This is a genomic window from Aeromonas sp. 600479 (assembly GCF_049175515.1).
Classification (GTDB): domain Bacteria; phylum Pseudomonadota; class Gammaproteobacteria; order Enterobacterales; family Aeromonadaceae; genus Aeromonas; species Aeromonas veronii_A.
Genome location: NZ_JAAKVF010000001.1, coordinates 90,819 through 107,040 on the forward strand (window position 1 = coordinate 90,819; position 16,222 = coordinate 107,040).

Annotated in this window: 13 protein-coding genes; all 13 read right to left on the reverse strand. The window is 58.9% G+C overall.

Features of this window, described 5'->3' with window-relative positions:
- Nucleotides 1–2 precede the first annotated feature (2 nt).
- Nucleotides 3–1,664 (reverse strand): diguanylate cyclase domain-containing protein, encoded by a 1,662-nt coding sequence (locus tag G5149_RS00440; RefSeq protein WP_421211077.1) that lies wholly within the window; start codon nt 1,662–1,664, stop codon nt 3–5.
- Nucleotides 1,664–2,140, reverse strand: a complete 477-nt coding sequence (locus tag G5149_RS00445) for a hypothetical protein (protein WP_421211079.1) — start codon at nt 2,138–2,140, stop codon at nt 1,664–1,666. Before G5149_RS00445 ends, G5149_RS00440 begins: the two co-directional genes overlap by 1 nt.
- Before the next feature lie 91 nt (nt 2,141–2,231).
- Complete coding sequence (gene cobB, locus G5149_RS00450; protein ID WP_421211081.1) at nt 2,232–3,005, reverse strand: Sir2 family NAD+-dependent deacetylase; 774 nt, start codon at nt 3,003–3,005, stop codon at nt 2,232–2,234.
- Nucleotides 3,006–3,065: 60 nt separating this feature from the next.
- On the reverse strand, nt 3,066–3,707 hold the full coding sequence (locus G5149_RS00455) for a GNAT family N-acetyltransferase (RefSeq protein ID WP_421211082.1): 642 nt from the start codon (nt 3,705–3,707) through the stop codon (nt 3,066–3,068).
- A gap of 3 nt (nt 3,708–3,710) precedes the next feature.
- The gene (locus tag G5149_RS00460; protein WP_139402131.1) at nt 3,711–4,955 is read right to left on the reverse strand and encodes a response regulator; all 1,245 of its coding nucleotides are present in this window, start codon (nt 4,953–4,955) and stop codon (nt 3,711–3,713) included.
- Nucleotides 4,942–8,931, reverse strand: a complete 3,990-nt coding sequence (locus G5149_RS00465) for a response regulator (RefSeq protein WP_421211084.1) — start codon at nt 8,929–8,931, stop codon at nt 4,942–4,944. Before G5149_RS00465 ends, G5149_RS00460 begins: the two co-directional genes overlap by 14 nt.
- Nucleotides 8,932–8,946: 15 nt before the next feature.
- The gene (gene ihfA, locus G5149_RS00470; protein ID WP_005300715.1) at nt 8,947–9,243 is read right to left on the reverse strand and encodes an integration host factor subunit alpha; all 297 of its coding nucleotides are present in this window, start codon (nt 9,241–9,243) and stop codon (nt 8,947–8,949) included.
- 3 nt (nt 9,244–9,246) lie between these two features.
- A complete protein-coding gene (gene pheT, locus G5149_RS00475) occupies nt 9,247–11,634 on the reverse strand; it encodes a phenylalanine--tRNA ligase subunit beta (RefSeq protein ID WP_337072216.1) in 2,388 nt (795 codons plus the stop codon).
- A gap of 12 nt (nt 11,635–11,646) precedes the next feature.
- Nucleotides 11,647–12,630, reverse strand: a complete 984-nt coding sequence (pheS, locus tag G5149_RS00480; protein WP_139459358.1) for a phenylalanine--tRNA ligase subunit alpha — start codon at nt 12,628–12,630, stop codon at nt 11,647–11,649.
- 374 nt (nt 12,631–13,004) lie between these two features.
- Nucleotides 13,005–13,361 carry a 50S ribosomal protein L20 gene (gene rplT, locus G5149_RS00485; RefSeq protein WP_421211087.1) on the reverse strand — a complete coding sequence of 119 codons (357 nt, stop codon included), beginning with the start codon at nt 13,359–13,361 and terminating at the stop codon, nt 13,005–13,007.
- Nucleotides 13,362–13,376: 15 nt separating this feature from the next.
- Nucleotides 13,377–13,574 (reverse strand): 50S ribosomal protein L35, encoded by a 198-nt coding sequence (rpmI, locus tag G5149_RS00490; protein ID WP_005300673.1) that lies wholly within the window; start codon nt 13,572–13,574, stop codon nt 13,377–13,379.
- Nucleotides 13,575–13,660: 86 nt separating this feature from the next.
- Nucleotides 13,661–14,191, reverse strand: a complete 531-nt coding sequence (gene infC, locus G5149_RS00495) for a translation initiation factor IF-3 (protein WP_196783562.1) — start codon at nt 14,189–14,191, stop codon at nt 13,661–13,663.
- Between the two features lie 21 nt (nt 14,192–14,212).
- Complete coding sequence (gene thrS, locus G5149_RS00500) at nt 14,213–16,141, reverse strand: threonine--tRNA ligase (protein WP_421211088.1); 1,929 nt, start codon at nt 16,139–16,141, stop codon at nt 14,213–14,215.
- Nucleotides 16,142–16,222 lie beyond the last annotated feature (81 nt).

Sequence of the window (16,222 nt, forward strand, 5' to 3'; positions counted from 1 at the left end):
CCTCAGGCCAGCGACCTCGTTTCCCTAGTTGCCAGCACTTGCAGTGGCACCAGCCCCAATCGTCTGGCCAGAGGCTGCAACAACTCGCCATCATCATCATCATCATCATCACCCTGCGGCAACCAGTAGCGGACAGGCCAGCCAGCTGCCAGCTGCGCCGCGGTGGTGCAGCCAATCTCTCTGAGCGCCAGAGTACAACCCTGCTGCCGCAATCCTGCCAGCAAGGCACTATCCTGCTGCAGCGTCGGTATCAGCAACACCAGCGGCGTACGGGAAGCCTCCGGCAGATAGGCCAGTAGATGGGTCAGCTGGGCCTGGTTGTCGAGCGGGACCAGCAGTTCCCGACCATCGTCATACTGCGCCTCGTACGCTTGCAGCACACGGGCCAACACGGGCCCCAGCACACCGCACTCCTGCAGCCAGCGCATATAGCAGGGTACTCCCTGCTCACGCCACTCAAGCGCCAATTGCCACATGTCGTTGCCCTGTCCGTCCGTCAGCGCCTGCAATGCCACTCGCAGCGGTGCAGGCTCGCGCCCAACCAGCCACTCTCGCAACTGATGAAGCTGCTGCTGACTCAACTGCAACTGCTGCAGCATGGCAGGCTCAAACCAGCTGATCGCCCCCTCCTGGCTACGCTTGGCCTGGTTGAGGGCCAGGATGGCCTGATCCAGCAGCCGGGCGGCATCCTGTTGCTGCGCCTTGGCGACCCCGAGTCGACAGGCCAGATCGAAGCTGCACTCCCGGGTCACGAACTCGAAATGGAGCAGATCCACCAGCTCATGAATGGCGGTTTTCAGCGCATCATTCGCCTTGGTCAGCACCACGGCAAATTCATCTCCGCCGAGCCGGTAAGCGTGGCTGCCATGGGCCTGTTGCAGCTTGTCGGCCACCATCTGCAACAGCCGATCACCGACCTGATAACCCAGCAGATCATTGACCTGCTTGAAGCGCTTGAGATCGAGCACCACCAGGGCGCTCACATCATCGGCATGCAGAGCGCGAGAGAGCTGCTCCTGCAGGGCACGGCGGTTGCCAAGCTGGGTCAGGGGATCGAGCAGGGCAAGCCGACGGTTTGCCAGATTGGCGCGAATAAGGGCAGCGACCAGAGCGCCGCCAGTCAGCAACAGGATCAGTTGCCAGATCTGCAGCCAGAACAGGCTGTTGCGGATCTGGCTGACCGAATGCTCCCGCTCCTGGCCCGAGAGGATCTGATCCCCTATCTGTTCGATGAGACGGGTCTGGCTGGCGATCGCCTCCTGCAAGCGGGCAAGCTCAGCCCCCTCGCGCAGCGCACCGGCCTCCATCTGGGGTTCGAGCTGCTTGATCTGCTCGAACAGGGTGGTCAGCACTTTGCCGAGCCCGTGCCGCTGGCGCATCTCGGCGGTCTCGCTACTGATGAGGAAGATATCGAGCCGGTTCCACAGCAGATCGTAATCAAGGCTCAGGGTCTCCATCGACAGTCTGCCAGCCCGATAGAGCTGCAGGTCGTAGAGGAAACGCTGGGATTCGAGCATTACCTGGCTGATGTTCCAGTGGACATTGCGGTAGAAAGTATCGACCAGCTGCTCCTGCCGATACTGCAGATAGAGGCTGCTGCCCGACGAGAGCAGAAACAGCAGCGACACCGCAACCAACAGCAGATTTTGGCGGGATAGCCCCATCAATCGACGATCTCGATGCGGGTCACCTGCCACACCATGCAGTTGTGAATGGCAGGCACGTCCAGCTTGGGATAGGTGGTGAACGGGATGAGCAGCCAGAGCGGCCCCTTGTTACGCCGGGTCAGCGGTTTGCCGTCCTCCTGACGCACCAGGGTCAGCGGCACGCCGTCGAACAGGGCCAGATCCACCACCTGCTGATAGCCGTTGAGGGCCGAGACGGCGATCTTGCGGGCATCCGGGATCCCTTGCGCCGCCAGCACGGCTGACAGGGTCGGCCCGCGATAGTGGTGGGCGCCCTGAGTCCAGGGGGTAGTCGTAGTGAATTCGGTCTGTGGCAAGGCGGAGAGGGCCGACTCATCGAGGGTCACCTGCTGGCCATCTGGCAGTACCAGGGTCATCAGGGGGATGGAGGCCGATGCACTGGCACTGGCCAGCATCAGGAGAAAAAAAGCGATCCATTGCTTGACTGCGATCATGGTAATTTGCGCCAACTGCGTCCCATTTTTTAAATGGTTGCCAGTGTGGCGATTTCACCGAACCATTGCAACTGTCCCGTCGCACAGTAGCTCAGGGACCGCGCATCTCCATCCAGTTGTGCCCCTCGACTTGCCTCGGTTGATGAATGCCGCACACCTCCAGCAACTCATCGACATAGGCGGGCACCAGCAGGGAGGCCGGCCCATAGCGTTTTTCGTCAAACTGGCTACCCACCTCGCTCGGTTCGAGATTGAGCTCGATGGTGTGCGCCCCGTTCAATCCCGCTTCATGGACAAACCCGGCGGCCGGATAGACAGCGCCAGAGGTGCCGATGGAGATAAAGAGATCGCACTGGGCCAGCGCACTATAGATGCGATCCAGCCCGAGCGGCATTTCGCCAAACCAGACCACATGGGGACGCATCGGCTGAGGGAACTGGCAGCAAGAGCAGAGCTCGTCCTGATGGAGATCACCGCGCCACTCGATCACCTGACCGGACTCTGGGCAGCGGGCCTTGAGCAGCTCCCCGTGCATATGGATAAGGTTCTTGCTACCCGCGCTCTCGTGCAGATTGTCGATGTTCTGGGTGACCAGGGTGACCGTGCCGGGCAGCAGCCGCTCGAGACGGGCCAACGCATAGTGGGCCGGATTGGGATGAACCTGGGGCTGTTGCAGCTGTTTGCGGCGGGAGTTGTAAAAGCGCAGCACCAGTTCGGGATCCCGGGCATACCCCTCGGGGGTCGCCACGTCCTCGACCTTGTGCTCTTCCCACAAACCATCGCAGGCACGAAAGGTCTTGATGCCGGATTCGGCAGAGATCCCCGCTCCGGTCAGGATCACGATATGTTTATATGACTGCGCCATAAGCTGCTCCGTCTATCCCCGCACAATAAATGTGACCTTAGCACAGGGAAAAAAGTGTCACTATTCGCCCTTGGTCTTAAGCGGCGCCGCTGGCGGTGCGGGTAACCAGGCATCCAGTACCGACAGATCCAGTCTGACAAAGACCATCTCCCGCCCGGTTACCAGGGTCAGCGGCAAGCCAAGGCGCTTGAGCAGGGTCAGCATGGGCCGGTTCTGGGCCAGCACTTCCGCCGTCCACTCCCGGATCCCGTCCGCCCTGGCCAGCAGTGCCAGCGCCAGCAGAATGCGCCGCCCCGCCCCCTTGTGCTGGAAGTGATCCGCTACGATGCAGGAGAACTCCGCCCGATCGGGATGAAGGCGGCGGCGGATTGATTGCGCCTGAGCCAGCGGCTCACCGGCCAGATCGGTCAGCAACAGCGAGATCTGTTGTTCGGGACGGTAATTGAGAAATTGGGCCACCTGTTCCGGTGGCGGTGTCCGTTTCGGACGCATAAAGCGCAGATAGATGCTCTCTTCACTCAATGCATCGTAAGCGGCCAGCATGCGGGCAGGCGCCACCCCATGCAGCTCGCGCAGCAGGCAAGGCACCCCGGAGACCTCCATCGCCAGTGGCAGCGCGGCCAGGGAAACCGGATGGGGCCAGCCTTCCAGCCCTTTGCCAAGGCGCTCCCGGTGCATGGGCCAGCAGAGGTAGCGCGGCATGGCTTACCAGCGCCCCGTCATACCGCGCTCTCGCCACACCTCGACGTCGAGCAGGTTGTAAGGATCATCCAGATAGACGGCGATCCCCAGCTCCCGAACCCGGGCCATAAAGCGTCCCAGCAGGGAGTCACCGGTCAAGGACTCCATCTCCGGCAAGATCCCCTGCCCCAACAGCAAGGCTTGCAGCGGCAAACGCTCCAGCAGATCGAATGGCAGATGCTGGCTGTTATCGAGCAGCAGCGCCAGCTTGCTCCCCGCCAGACTGGCTTGCAGCACCAGTGCGAAGCGATCGGCATTGCCGAGCAGGTGGTCTCGACGGTGGATCAGCAGGGTTAGTTCGGCTGGGGTACGCGACTGCTCCGTCAGCCACTCCTTGAGCGCCTCCCAGCGGCTGGGCAAACCCGTCACCGCCAGCCAGACCGGATGAGGGGTCGCGGGACTGGAGAGCAGCCCAAGCTGACCCTGCACCTCCCCCTGCCACCGGCGGATGGAGCGGCGCTGGCCGCTCAAGCGCTGTTGACGCAGCGGGCCCAGATAGAGTCGGCGCAGCAACCTGAGCAGCTCATCGCAATCAAGCGGCTTGGCCAGCGCCGCCAGAATATTGAAACCGGCATCGTGCAGCAGGCGGCGGGCACCGTCGATCAGCGTCTGCTCATGGGCCGAAAGCAGCACAATGGGCAGCCCGGCCTCCTGCAACTGGGGCTGGTTCATCAGCAGACTGATGGCATCTTGCTCCACTAGGCTGAGATCGCACACCAGCAGGCTGATGTCGCCCGCCGACAATGCCGCAAGACAGGCCGATTCATCCTGTACCCACTGACAGGAGAGCCCCAACCCGGCGATGGTCTGTTGCAGTTGCATCCCCTGAAACGGGTGATCCTCGAGCAGCAGCACCTTGTTAGCGGCCAGCCAGTTGCACCAGTTACGGTAACTGGCGGCAAGCCCCCCCAGCCAATCCTCGCCAATAGCGTAAATTCCCTCATGCTGCTGCAACTGGGGGAAGTAATCCGCCTGCTGATGAGCGGCGGGGTCGTAAAGGGCAATGGCACCTGCCGCAAACAGCCCTTCCCACTGCCAGCAGGCATCCGGTCGGGTACGGTGCAGCGTGACATAGGAGGGCAATGTCATGGTGCTGGCCAACTCATGGGCGGTGCTGTCGAGGGCATAGAGCACAATGGGGCAAAATCCTGCCGCCTCATGCTCTTCCGAATCGAGCAACGCCAGTAATTCTTCATCAGTGATGATCATCTTGAGCCCTCTTTGAAAACTGCTGGCTGAACTCATCCAGTGCCCGGTTCAATCTGGCTTGCAGCATCGGATGGGGCGCCTGTTGCCACTCTTCAATGGCCGCCACCAACGCAGTCGCCCCTACCATTCTGGCGGCCCCCTTCAACTTGTGTAAAGCAGCATTCACGCCAACTTCATCTTCTTCTGTGCTGCAGCGCTCAAGTTCGGCCAAATCATCACGGGTAGCCTTCAGATAAAGGGCGGCCAGTTCATCGGTCAGCAGCGAGGCAACCGGTGTCGGGGCGACAACATTGCTCCCCTCTTTGGCAATATGGCGCAGCAAGGTCGCCAGCTCCTTGAGGGCGACCGGCTTGTCCAGATGGCCATCGCAACCGCAGGATTGCAGCTCCCTTGCCGCCTGATCACTGAGATCTGCGGTGATCACATAGACCGGCAGACGGGCCCAACGAGCGGATTGGCGCAATTGCCTGCACAGCTCGGCCCCGTTCATCACCGGCATCTGCAGATCGGTCAGCACAAAATCCACCTCCTGTTGCGCCAGCATCTCCAGCGCCAGCTGCCCGTTGGCGGCAGTGATAACGCTGGCACCAAGTTGCCCCAGTTGCAGGCTGATCAGCTCGCGATTGACATCGTGATCTTCAACCAGCAGTACCCGCATGCCGAGCCCGGGCTGGGTGCCGGCCACCGGTTGATCCGGGGTCAACCGTGGCTGCAGCAGAGTGATGATGGTCCCAGGCACCCAGGACTCCCCTTGCCAGGCCCAATAGTAGAGCCCCTTCTCGTCCACCTCCGCTTGCAGCGTATCAACGGCGTTGCTGACGGTGGCGATCCCCAATCGACTGAGCCAGGGCGAGAGAGCTTGCGCCTCATCGTGGGGTAAAGAGAGTGCCAGCTGCCGCACATTGGGCTGCCAGTCCGGCTCCTGCTGCACCCGCTTCAGGGGCAACTCGCAATAGAAGCGGCTACCGCCACCGACACGCCCCTCGACATCGATAAGCCCCCCCATCTGATCGACCAGCTGCTTGCAGATCGCCAGACCAAGACCGGTGCCCGGCGCCCGCAGCTGCCCTTCAACGGCAAACTGCTCGAACGGCATAAAGAGCGTGGTGCGCATCTTGGCGGTGATTCCCGGTCCCTGATCATCCACACCGAAGCGCAAGGTCGATGCGACCACCTCGGCCCACAGCACCACTTCCCCACGCAGGCTGAACTTGATGGCATTGGAGAGCAGGTTGTGGAGCACTTGCCGTACCCGGTGAGGGTCGAGGGTCTGCAGGGCTGGCAGAGCCGGGTCCAACTTAAGGCGCAGTTGCAATCCCTTGGCCCGCGCCTTGGTCCAGTGCACTGCCGCCACGTGCTCGCACAGTTCGGCAAAATCGGTGGGTTGCGGCGAGAGGGAGAGTTTGCTGTTTTCGTTGCGGCTAAAGTCGAGCACATCGTTGAGCAGGCCGAGCAGCTCATCCCCCGCCTGACGCACCCGCGCCAGCGCAGAGTCTTGCTCTCTCGACAAAGGAGTACTGGCCAGCCACTCCAGCAAGCCGAGCATGGCGTTCATCGGCGTGCGGATCTCGTGGCTGATGGCGGCCAAAAAGCGCCCCTTGGCCAGAACTGCCTGTTGCGCCTGCTCATGGGAGTGCTGCAATGCCTGATCCTGCTCGACCCTGGTAGTGGCATCCTGCATCACCGCATAAATTCGCCAACCCTGCGGTTGACTGCGGCCACGGCCATAGAGCTGCAACCAGCGCAGACCCTTGGTCGGATGGTGATAGCGCATGGTGAACGCGAAGGGTTTGCCAGCCTGCAACATGGCGAACATCTCACGGCTTACCCGACGACGATCCTCGCGCTCCAGCATAATGAGCACACGTTTGGGCTCACGACGGATCTGCTGACTCGCCAGCCCCAGCAGCTCGTAACAGCCCCGGCTGATAAACTCGATCCCCCCTACCCGTCCCTGCTCGAACATAAACTGCAGCACCACGCCGGGCACGGTATTGGTCAGGGCGCGCAGGCGGCGCTCTGCCTGACGCAGAAAACGGGCCTGCTCACGCAGCACACTGATATCCGACAGGGCGATAAGATCGGTGGCAGGTGCCTGCTTGTCCAGCCGAAGCGGATGCTGGGCATAGGCGAAGACCTGATCCCCCAGCACCAGCTCCCCTTCACTCTTCTGAGGCTGCACCGGCGGCAACATCAACTGCTGCGAATAGCGCAGGGCCAGACGTCGCCCCTGTTTATTGGATTTGATCACCTTGCCCTGACTATTACGTAGATAGACGGGCACCGGCAACGCCTGAAACATGGTTTCCCGCAGCTCGCTCTCGATGGCCAGCGCCTTCTCGGCGGCGTGACGCTGGGCCACTTCCCTCGCCAGTTGCTGGCGGGAGCGCCAGATCCCGCCGATGACGATACCGCTGATCAGCAGTGCCATGGCAATGGAGCCAAACCAGGCGGCGTAGCTCACGCCGGGCTGCTGCACAACGAGCAAGCGGCGCCAGCGCTGGTTAAGTTCGTCAATCTGGGTGCTGGTCAGCGCCATCAGGTTGCGATCCATCACCCCGGCCAGTTCGGTCTGACTCTTGTTGATGGCAAAGCCAAGGCTGAAGCGATCTTCCAGCTCCTCGATATCGAGCCCTTCCAGCAAGTTGGTACGCTGGGGATATTGCAGCTGATATAGCTCGCTCAGCATGGCGTCAGCCTTGCCCTGTTTGAGCGCGGCAAGCCCCTGCTCGAGGTCGTCGGTGCGAACCCACTCCTGATCACCGAGCAGGGCGAGCAAGGAGGGATCGTAGAGGGATTCCGGCACCAGAATACGCTGCCGCTTGAGTTGGGTAATGCGATCGGCAGCCAGCTTGCGCTTGCTGATCAAGGCAAAACGGTTGGTGGAGATCGTCCGGCTGAAAATGAACTGATCCGTCAATGCCGGGGATTCCGGCAAACCGGCCATCATATCCGCCTCACCACGGCGCAGCTTTTCTACGGCCTCCGCCTTGCTGGCGGCAAGCACCAGCTTGTATTTCAGGCCGGTCTCCTGGGTGACCCAGCGCAGTACATCCGCGCTCCACCCCTTCGCCTCCCCCAGATCATTTATGCCGCTATAGGGCATCAACTCGGGATTGACCACCAGGCGAATGGTGCGACCGCGGCCGGATAACCAGGCCTGCTCGGTATCGCTGAAGTGGGGCTGGTTGACGTAGAGCGACCCCTGATCGAGATAACGGGCCAGATCGGTATAGATAGTGCCGGCCGGCATATGACGGATCAGGGTGTCCACCAGATTGGCCAACTCAGGCTGATCACGCATCATCAGGCGATAGCTGATGATCCTATCCTCACCAAACAGGCGGCGCAGACGCAAACCATCGGCCGGAAACTCGCGCATCAGATAGCGCAGTTGCAGATAGTCCCCCAGATAGGCGTCACCCTTGCCACTCTGCAGCGCGTCGTAGACCTTCTCTCCGCTCTTTAGGGAAATAATGCGCGCCTGAGGATAGAGCTCGTGCAGCAGGCGGGCAGAGTCTGCCACCGAGTAGACCAGAAAGCGGGCCTGTTTGAGATTTTCACCCTTGTAGAGGATGGCGGCATCGGTCTCCATCATCGGACGGCTTAACCGCATACCCTCCATGGCCTTCTTGCGGGTTCCGACATAGGGAATGATGTCGCATTCCCCCTCTGCGAGCCCGTTGCGCAATGTCTGCCAATCGGGCAACTCTTTGAGCACAAGCGGAATCGGGAACAGCTCCTGCAACCGGGCGAGGCGATCCTTGAGCAGTCCCCCCTCGGCCATCAGGTATGGTGGAGGAAGCGTCGCAGGATAGCAGAGCGAAAGCTGGCTCAGTGAATTCACATAAGCCTGGGTAGCCGGCGCCAGCGGCAGCACTGTGGTCTGCAAAGGCTTGGCGTGCAATGGCAGTGCCAGTACGGCACCCAGAAGAAAAACGGGGAATTTGGTCATCTGAAAACAAAAGCCAGGCATCTGCCTGGCTTTTTATCACTCGTTGGGTTCAACATTTTCTACCCTGGCCTTGAGCTTCTGGCCAGGCCGGAAGGTCACCACGCGGCGGGCGCTGATAGGAATATCCTCGCCCGTCTTGGGGTTGCGTCCGGGACGCTGATTCTTCTCACGAAGGTCAAAGTTACCGAAGCCTGAAATCTTGACTTGTTCACCACGCTCAAGCGCCTGTCGGATTTCCTCAAAGAAGGCTTCCACCATATCTTTGGCTTCACGCTTGCTCATCCCGAGCTGGGTGAACAGGTGCTCTGCAATGTCGGCTTTGGTAAGCGCCATAGATCAATCCCTCAAGGATGCATTCAACTCTTCACCAAGGGCCCGCACGACATTGTCTACGGTCTCGGCAATCTCTTTCTCCTCCAGGGTGCGCTGGGTGTCTTGCAATACAAGACTGATGGCCAGGCTCTTCTTGTCCTCTGCCATACCAGCACCCTGGTATACGTCAAACAAGTTTATTCCAACTACCTGATTTCCGCCAACTTTTTTAATTACCGCAAGCACATCCCCTGCCAGAACCTGACGATCGACCACGACGGCGATGTCGCGACGGTTCGCCGGGAACTTGGAAACTTCGGCTGCCACAGGCACCTTGGCCGGGGTCAGCTTGTCCAGCTCCAGCTCAAACATCACCGCGCGGCTCTTGAGGCCCAGCTTCTTCTCGAGGCTCGGGTGGATCACGCCGATGTGGCCGATGATCTCGCCATTGCGCAGGATGGCTGCGCTCTGGCCCGGGTGCAGGGCGCTGTGCTCGGTGCGCTCGAAGGTAAAGGTGGCCCCTTCGGCGGTCAAGTCCAGCACCGCTTCCAGATCCCCTTTCAAATCAAAGAAGTCGGCGGCGCGGGTTTTGATATCCCAGTGCTCGTCGCTCTGGTTGCCAGTGATGATACCGGCCAGCATCGGCTCCTGACGGATGCCGTTCTCGGCGCTTTCATCCTTGATGAAACGCAGACCCTGCTCGAACAGACGCACGCGCGGCTGCTGACGGTTCTGGTTGTAAACGACGGCCTGCACCAGACCCGGGAACAGAGAGACGCGCATGGCGGACATCTCGACCGAGATCGGGTTCGGCAGTACGATGGCATCGCTCTGCGGGAACAGGGTTTGCTGGGTCTTGGGATCGACGAAGCTGTAGGTGATCGCTTCCTGGAAACCGCGGTCAACCAGCAGATCGCGTACGCGCTTCAGGGTCACCTGCCCTTCTGCCTGCTCCACCATCGCCAGAGAGGCGGCGGGTTTCAGGTTCGGGATATTGTTGTAGCCGTAGATGCGGGCCACTTCCTCGATGAGATCTTCCTCGATGGCGATATCGAAACGCCAGGAGGGTGCCAGAGCCGTCCAACCGTCAGCATCCACAGTGACTTGCATGCCGAGGCGGGTCAGGATCTCGACCACCTGAGCATCCGCCACGCTGATACCGATCACCTTGTCTAGCTTGGCGCGACGCAGCTTGATGGGGGCAGCCTTGGGCAGATGGGCATCGGATTTGACCTCGATGACCGGACCCGCTTCGCCGCCGCAGATATCCAGCAGCAGGCGAGTTGCACGGTCCATCACCTTGGCTTGCAGCTCGGGATCAACACCGCGCTCGAAGCGATGGGAAGAGTCGGTGTGCAGACCGTAAGCACGGGCACGACCTGTGATGGAGAGCGGCGCGAAGAAGGCACACTCCAGCAGGATGTCGGTAGTGGTCTCGGATACACCGGTGCGGTTGCCGCCGAAGATACCGGCCATGCAGGCAGGACCTTTGGCATCGGCAATCACCAGGGTAGTCTCTTTGAGCTTTACTTCGTTGCCATCGAGCAGGGTCATCGGCTCATCGGCGTGGGCACGACGCACCACCAGTTCCCCTTCCAGGGTCGCCAGATCGAAGGCATGCATCGGCTGACCGAATTCCAGCAGCAGGTAGTTGGTGATATCGACGATGGCATCGATGGAGCGAATGCCGCCCCGACGCAGCTTCTCTTGCATCCAGAGCGGGCTCTGGGCCTGCAAGTTCAGCCCCTTGATGACGCGCCCCAGATAACGAGGGCAATCTGCCGGCGCTTCAACCCGGATCGGGAAGATAGCATCGATGGTGGCAACAGCTGGTGCCCAGGTCGGCTCGACCACGTCCACACTGTTGAGCACGCCGATTTCGCGGGCCAGACCGGCGATACCGAGGCAATCGGCACGGTTCGGAGTCAGATCCACGTCGATGGAGACGTCGTTCAGATTGAGGTAGTCACGAATATCGCTACCGATGGGGGCATCGGCCGGCAGCTCGATGATGCCATCGGCTTCAACGTCGATACCCAGCTCGCTGAAAGAGCAAAGCATGCCGTGAGACGGCTGGCCACGCAGCTTGGCTTTCTTGATGGTGAAATCACCCGGCAGGGTCGCCCCTACTTTGGCTACGCACACTTTCAGGCCCTGACGGCAGTTCGACGCACCGCAGACGATGTCCAGTAGCTCGGCTTCACCCACGTTGACCTTGGTCACCCGCAGCTTGTCGGCGTCCGGATGCTGGGCGCACTCGACCACTTCACCCACCACCACATTGTTGAACTGGCCGGCAACCGCTTCCACGGCGTCCACTTCCAGACCGGCCATGGTGATCTGCTCGGCCAGTGCGTTGTCACTCAACTCGGTGCGGACCCACTCCATCACCCAGGATTTACTGAATTTCATGTTCTCTCGCCCTTACTTGAACTGCTTGAGGAAGCGCAGGTCGTTTTCGAAGAAGGCACGCAGGTCGTTGACCCCGTAACGCAGCATGGTCAGGCGCTCAACGCCCATGCCGAAGGCAAAGCCGGAGTATTTTTCCGGATCGATGCCAACCGAACGCAGTACATTCGGGTGCACCATGCCGCAGCCCAGCACTTCCAGCCACTTGCCGTTCTTGCCCATCACGTCGACTTCGGCGCTAGGCTCGGTGAACGGGAAGTAGGAAGGACGGAAGCGAATGGTCAGATCTTCCTCGAAGTAGTTGCGCAGGAAGTCGTGCAGAATGCCCTTCAATTCGGTAAAGCTGGCATGCTCGTCGACCAGCAGGCCTTCGACTTGGTGGAACATCGGGGTATGGGTCATGTCGTAGTCGTTACGATAGACGCGGCCCGGCGCGATGATGCGGATCGGCGGCTGCTGATGCTCCATGGTGCGGATCTGCACACCGGAGGTGTGGGTACGCAACATCAGATCAGGATTGAAGTAGAAGGTATCGTGATCGGTACGCGCCGGGTGATGAGCCGGAATGTTCAGCGCATCGAAGTTGTGGAAGCCATCTTCAATCTCGGGACCACGGGCAACCTTGAAGCCCATCTCGCCAAACAGGCGCTCGATGCGCTCGATGGTGCGGGTTACAGGATGAAGACCGCCATTCTCGATGCGGCGACCCGGCAGGCTGACGTCGATGGTCTCGGCGGCCAGCTTCTGATTCAGCACGGCGATTTCGAGCGCTTCACGGCGCTCGTTCAGCGCATCCTGAACCTGCTGTTTGGCCTGGTTGATCACGGCGCCCGCGGCGGGACGCTCTTCGGCAGACAAGGCACCCAGGCCCTTCATCTGCTCGGTAAAAAAGCCCTTTTTACCCAGATATTTGACCCGGATCTCGTCGAGGGTAGCGATATCGCTCACGCCCTCAATTTCGGCTCTGGCTTGGCCGACTACTTCTTCAAGCTGTTGCATGTCTTCCTCGTCACCACTCCCGGTACAGGAGCCTTTAGGCTAAATAAGGTCAAGAGGGGAATAATACAAAAAAAGCCCCTTCGCTGACCATAGTTAAGGTGGGCTTTTCTCCCTACAAATCATTTTGTTATATCAAGTGAGTCTCACCAGCTCACCTACACTCTCAAATAATGGAATAAAAAATTAGTTTGTTGGCATATCTGATGTTTGTAGAACTAGAGATTGGCATCATCTCTCACATATCACCTTCTGTGGAGAATGTGTTAACCGGCTGACAGATGTAGCAAGAGAAAGGACTTTGTGATGTAGCGCTGCGGATTACAGATACAAAAAAGGAGGCCTGAGCCTCCTTTATTTTTTATAACAGAGCTGGATTAGACCAGAGCTGCTTTAGCTTTTTCAACCAGGGCGGTGAAAGCCAGCTTGTCGTGAACGGCGATATCGGACAGGATCTTGCGATCGATCTCGATAGAAGCCTTCTTCAGACCGTTGATCATACGGCTGTAGGACAGACCGTTCTGACGGGCTGCAGCGTTGATACGTGCAATCCACAGCTGACGGAACTGACGCTTTTTCTGGCGACGGTCACGGTAGGCATACTGACCAGCTTTGGTTACCGCTTGTACCGCTACGCGGTAGACACGGGAACGGGCGCCGTAGTAACCCTTGGCGGCTTTCATTACTTTCTTGTGACGAGCACGAGCAGTCACACCACGTTTAACTCTTGGCATTTTTCACATCCCCCCTTATGCGTACGGCAGACAAGCGACAACACGTTTGTGGTCGGCAGCGGAAACAAAGAACTTCGGTCCCAGCTGACGCTTACGCTTACTGCTCTTCTTGGTCAGGATGTGACGCAGGTGGTTGTGCTTGCACTTGAAGCGACCTGAGCCAGTCTTCTTGAAGCGCTTTGCGGCGCCCCGGTTGGTTTTCATCTTCGGCATTTCATACTCCGCATTGTGAGTGACAACAAAATCGCAAGGCGAACCGACTCATGGGGATAGCCCCATGAGTCAATTTCTTGTGGGCCTTAAGATTTCTTCTTAGGTGCGAGGACCATCACAGCTTGACGGCCTTCGACTTTCGGGAACGACTCGACTACGGCCAACTCTTCCAGATCGTTCTTGACACGCTCCAAAACCTTGATACCAAGATCCTGATGGGCCATTTCACGACCACGGAAGCGCAGAGTGACCTTAGCCTTGTCCCCGTCTTCCAGAAAGCGAACCAGGTTGCGTAGTTTTACCTGATAGTCGCCTTCGTCAGTGCCAGGACGGAATTTGATTTCCTTGACCTGGACGACTTTCTGCTTTTTCTTCTGTTCTTTGGTTGTTTTGCTCTTTTCGTAGAGGAATTTGCCGTAATCCATGATCCGGCAAACGGGCGGCTCAGCATTTGGACTGATCTCGACCAGATCAACTCCGGCCTCTGCGGCCAAGTTCAGAGCATCCTGAATGGAGGTGATGCCAATGGCTTCACCATCCAGACCAGTCAGACGAACTTCTTTCAGACGGATCTCTTCATTGATCCGGTGAGCGCGGGCTTGCGGTTGCTTACCCAGTTTTTTTCCGCCTTTTATAGCTTATTCCTCCACTTTCTTTTGTCCGCGGGTCTGAACTTCCTGGGTCAACAGAGAGATGAACTCTTCAACAGGATAAGTGCCCAGGTCAGCCCCTTTACGAGTACGTACTGCAATCTTACCGGCTTCAACTTCTTTATCGCCGCAGACCAGCATGAAAGGTACTCGCTTCAAAGTATGCTCGCGGATTTTAAAGCCAATCTTCTCATTTCTCAAGTCCGCTTTTGCGCGAAGACCCGCATCATTCAATGCTTTGGCTACTTTCACAGCATAATCGGCCTGATTATCCGTGATATTCATGACCACAGCCTGAGTCGGTGCCAACCAAGTCGGGAACAGACCGGCGTACTCTTCAGTCAGAATACCGATGAAACGCTCGATAGAACCCAGGATGGCCCGGTGGATCATCACAGGTACATGGCGATCGTTGTTTTCGCCCACATAAGTGGCACCCAGACGACCAGGCAGGGCAAAGTCGAGCTGCACGGTACCACATTGCCACGCACGATCAAGGCAATCGTGCAGGGTAAATTCAATTTTGGGACCGTAGAACGCCCCTTCACCCGGCTGCAGATCGTACTTCAGACCGTTGAGCTCCAGCGCTTCGGCCAGTGCTTTCTCGGCGCGATCCCACATCTCGTCGGAGCCGATACGCTGCTCGGGACGAGTGGAGAGCTTGACCACGATGTTCTCGAAGCCAAAAGTACCGTAGACGTCATAGACCATACGAATACAGCCGGAGACCTCTTCCATGATCTGCTCTTCAGTACAGAAGATGTGAGCATCATCCTGAGTGAAGCCGCGCACCCGCATCAGACCGTGCAGGGAGCCTGACGGTTCGTTACGATGGCAAGAGCCAAACTCGGCCATACGCAGCGGCAGATCGCGGTAGGATTTCAGACCCTGGTTGAAGATCTGGACGTGACCCGGGCAGTTCATCGGCTTGATGGCGTACTCGCGGTTCTCGGACTGGGTGGTGAACATGGCCTGGGCATATTTCTCCCAGTGACCTGAACGCTCCCACAGGACGCGGTCCATCATGAACGGACCTTTCACTTCCTGATAGTCGTACTCTTTGAGCTTGCCGCGGATGAAGGTTTCCAGCTCGCGGAAGATGGTCCAGCCATCGTTGTGCCAGAACACCATGCCCGGCGCCTCTTCCTGCATGTGATACAGGTCGAGCTGCTTGCCGATCTTGCGGTGGTCGCGCTTGGCGGCCTCTTCCAGACGCTGCAGATAGGCCTTGAGCTGCTTCTTGTCAGCCCAGGCAGTACCGTAGATACGCTGCAGCATCTTGTTGTTGGAGTCGCCACGCCAGTAGGCGCCGGACATCTTCAGCAACTTGAAGTGGTGGCAGTGACGCATGTTGGGTACGTGCGGGCCACGACACATGTCGATGTACTCTTCGTGATGATAAAGACCGGGCTTGTCATCACGGGCAATGTTCTGATCCAGGATTTCGACCTTGTAGGTCTCGCCACGGGCAGCGAACACGTCGCGCGCTTCCTGCCAGGAGACCTTTTTCTTGATAACGTCGTAATCCTTGGCTACCAGCGCCAGCATGCGCTCTTCCAGGGCAGCCAGATCTTCATCGGTCAGGGTACGGTCAAGATCAACGTCATAGTAGAAGCCGTTGTCGATGACGGGACCGATGGCCATCTTGGTCTGGGGCCAGAGTTGCTTGATGGCATGACCCAGCAAGTGGGCGCAGGAGTGGCGCAGAATGTCCAGACCTTCTTCGTCTTTGGCAGTGATGATGGCCAGCGAGGCATCGGCTTCGATCAGCTCGCACGCATCCACCAGTTCACCGTTTACCCGACCGGCAATGCACGCCTTGGCGAGACCGGGACCGATGTCCGCAGCCACATCCATGACGGAAACAGAGTGGGCAAATTGACGTTGGCTGCCGTCAGGCAGAGTAATGATTGGCATTATGTGTTTCCTTATACAGTGGTGACCCCTACCAAAGGTCACATGCGGGATGGAAAAGAGAGTCAAAAAGGTGATGTTCTG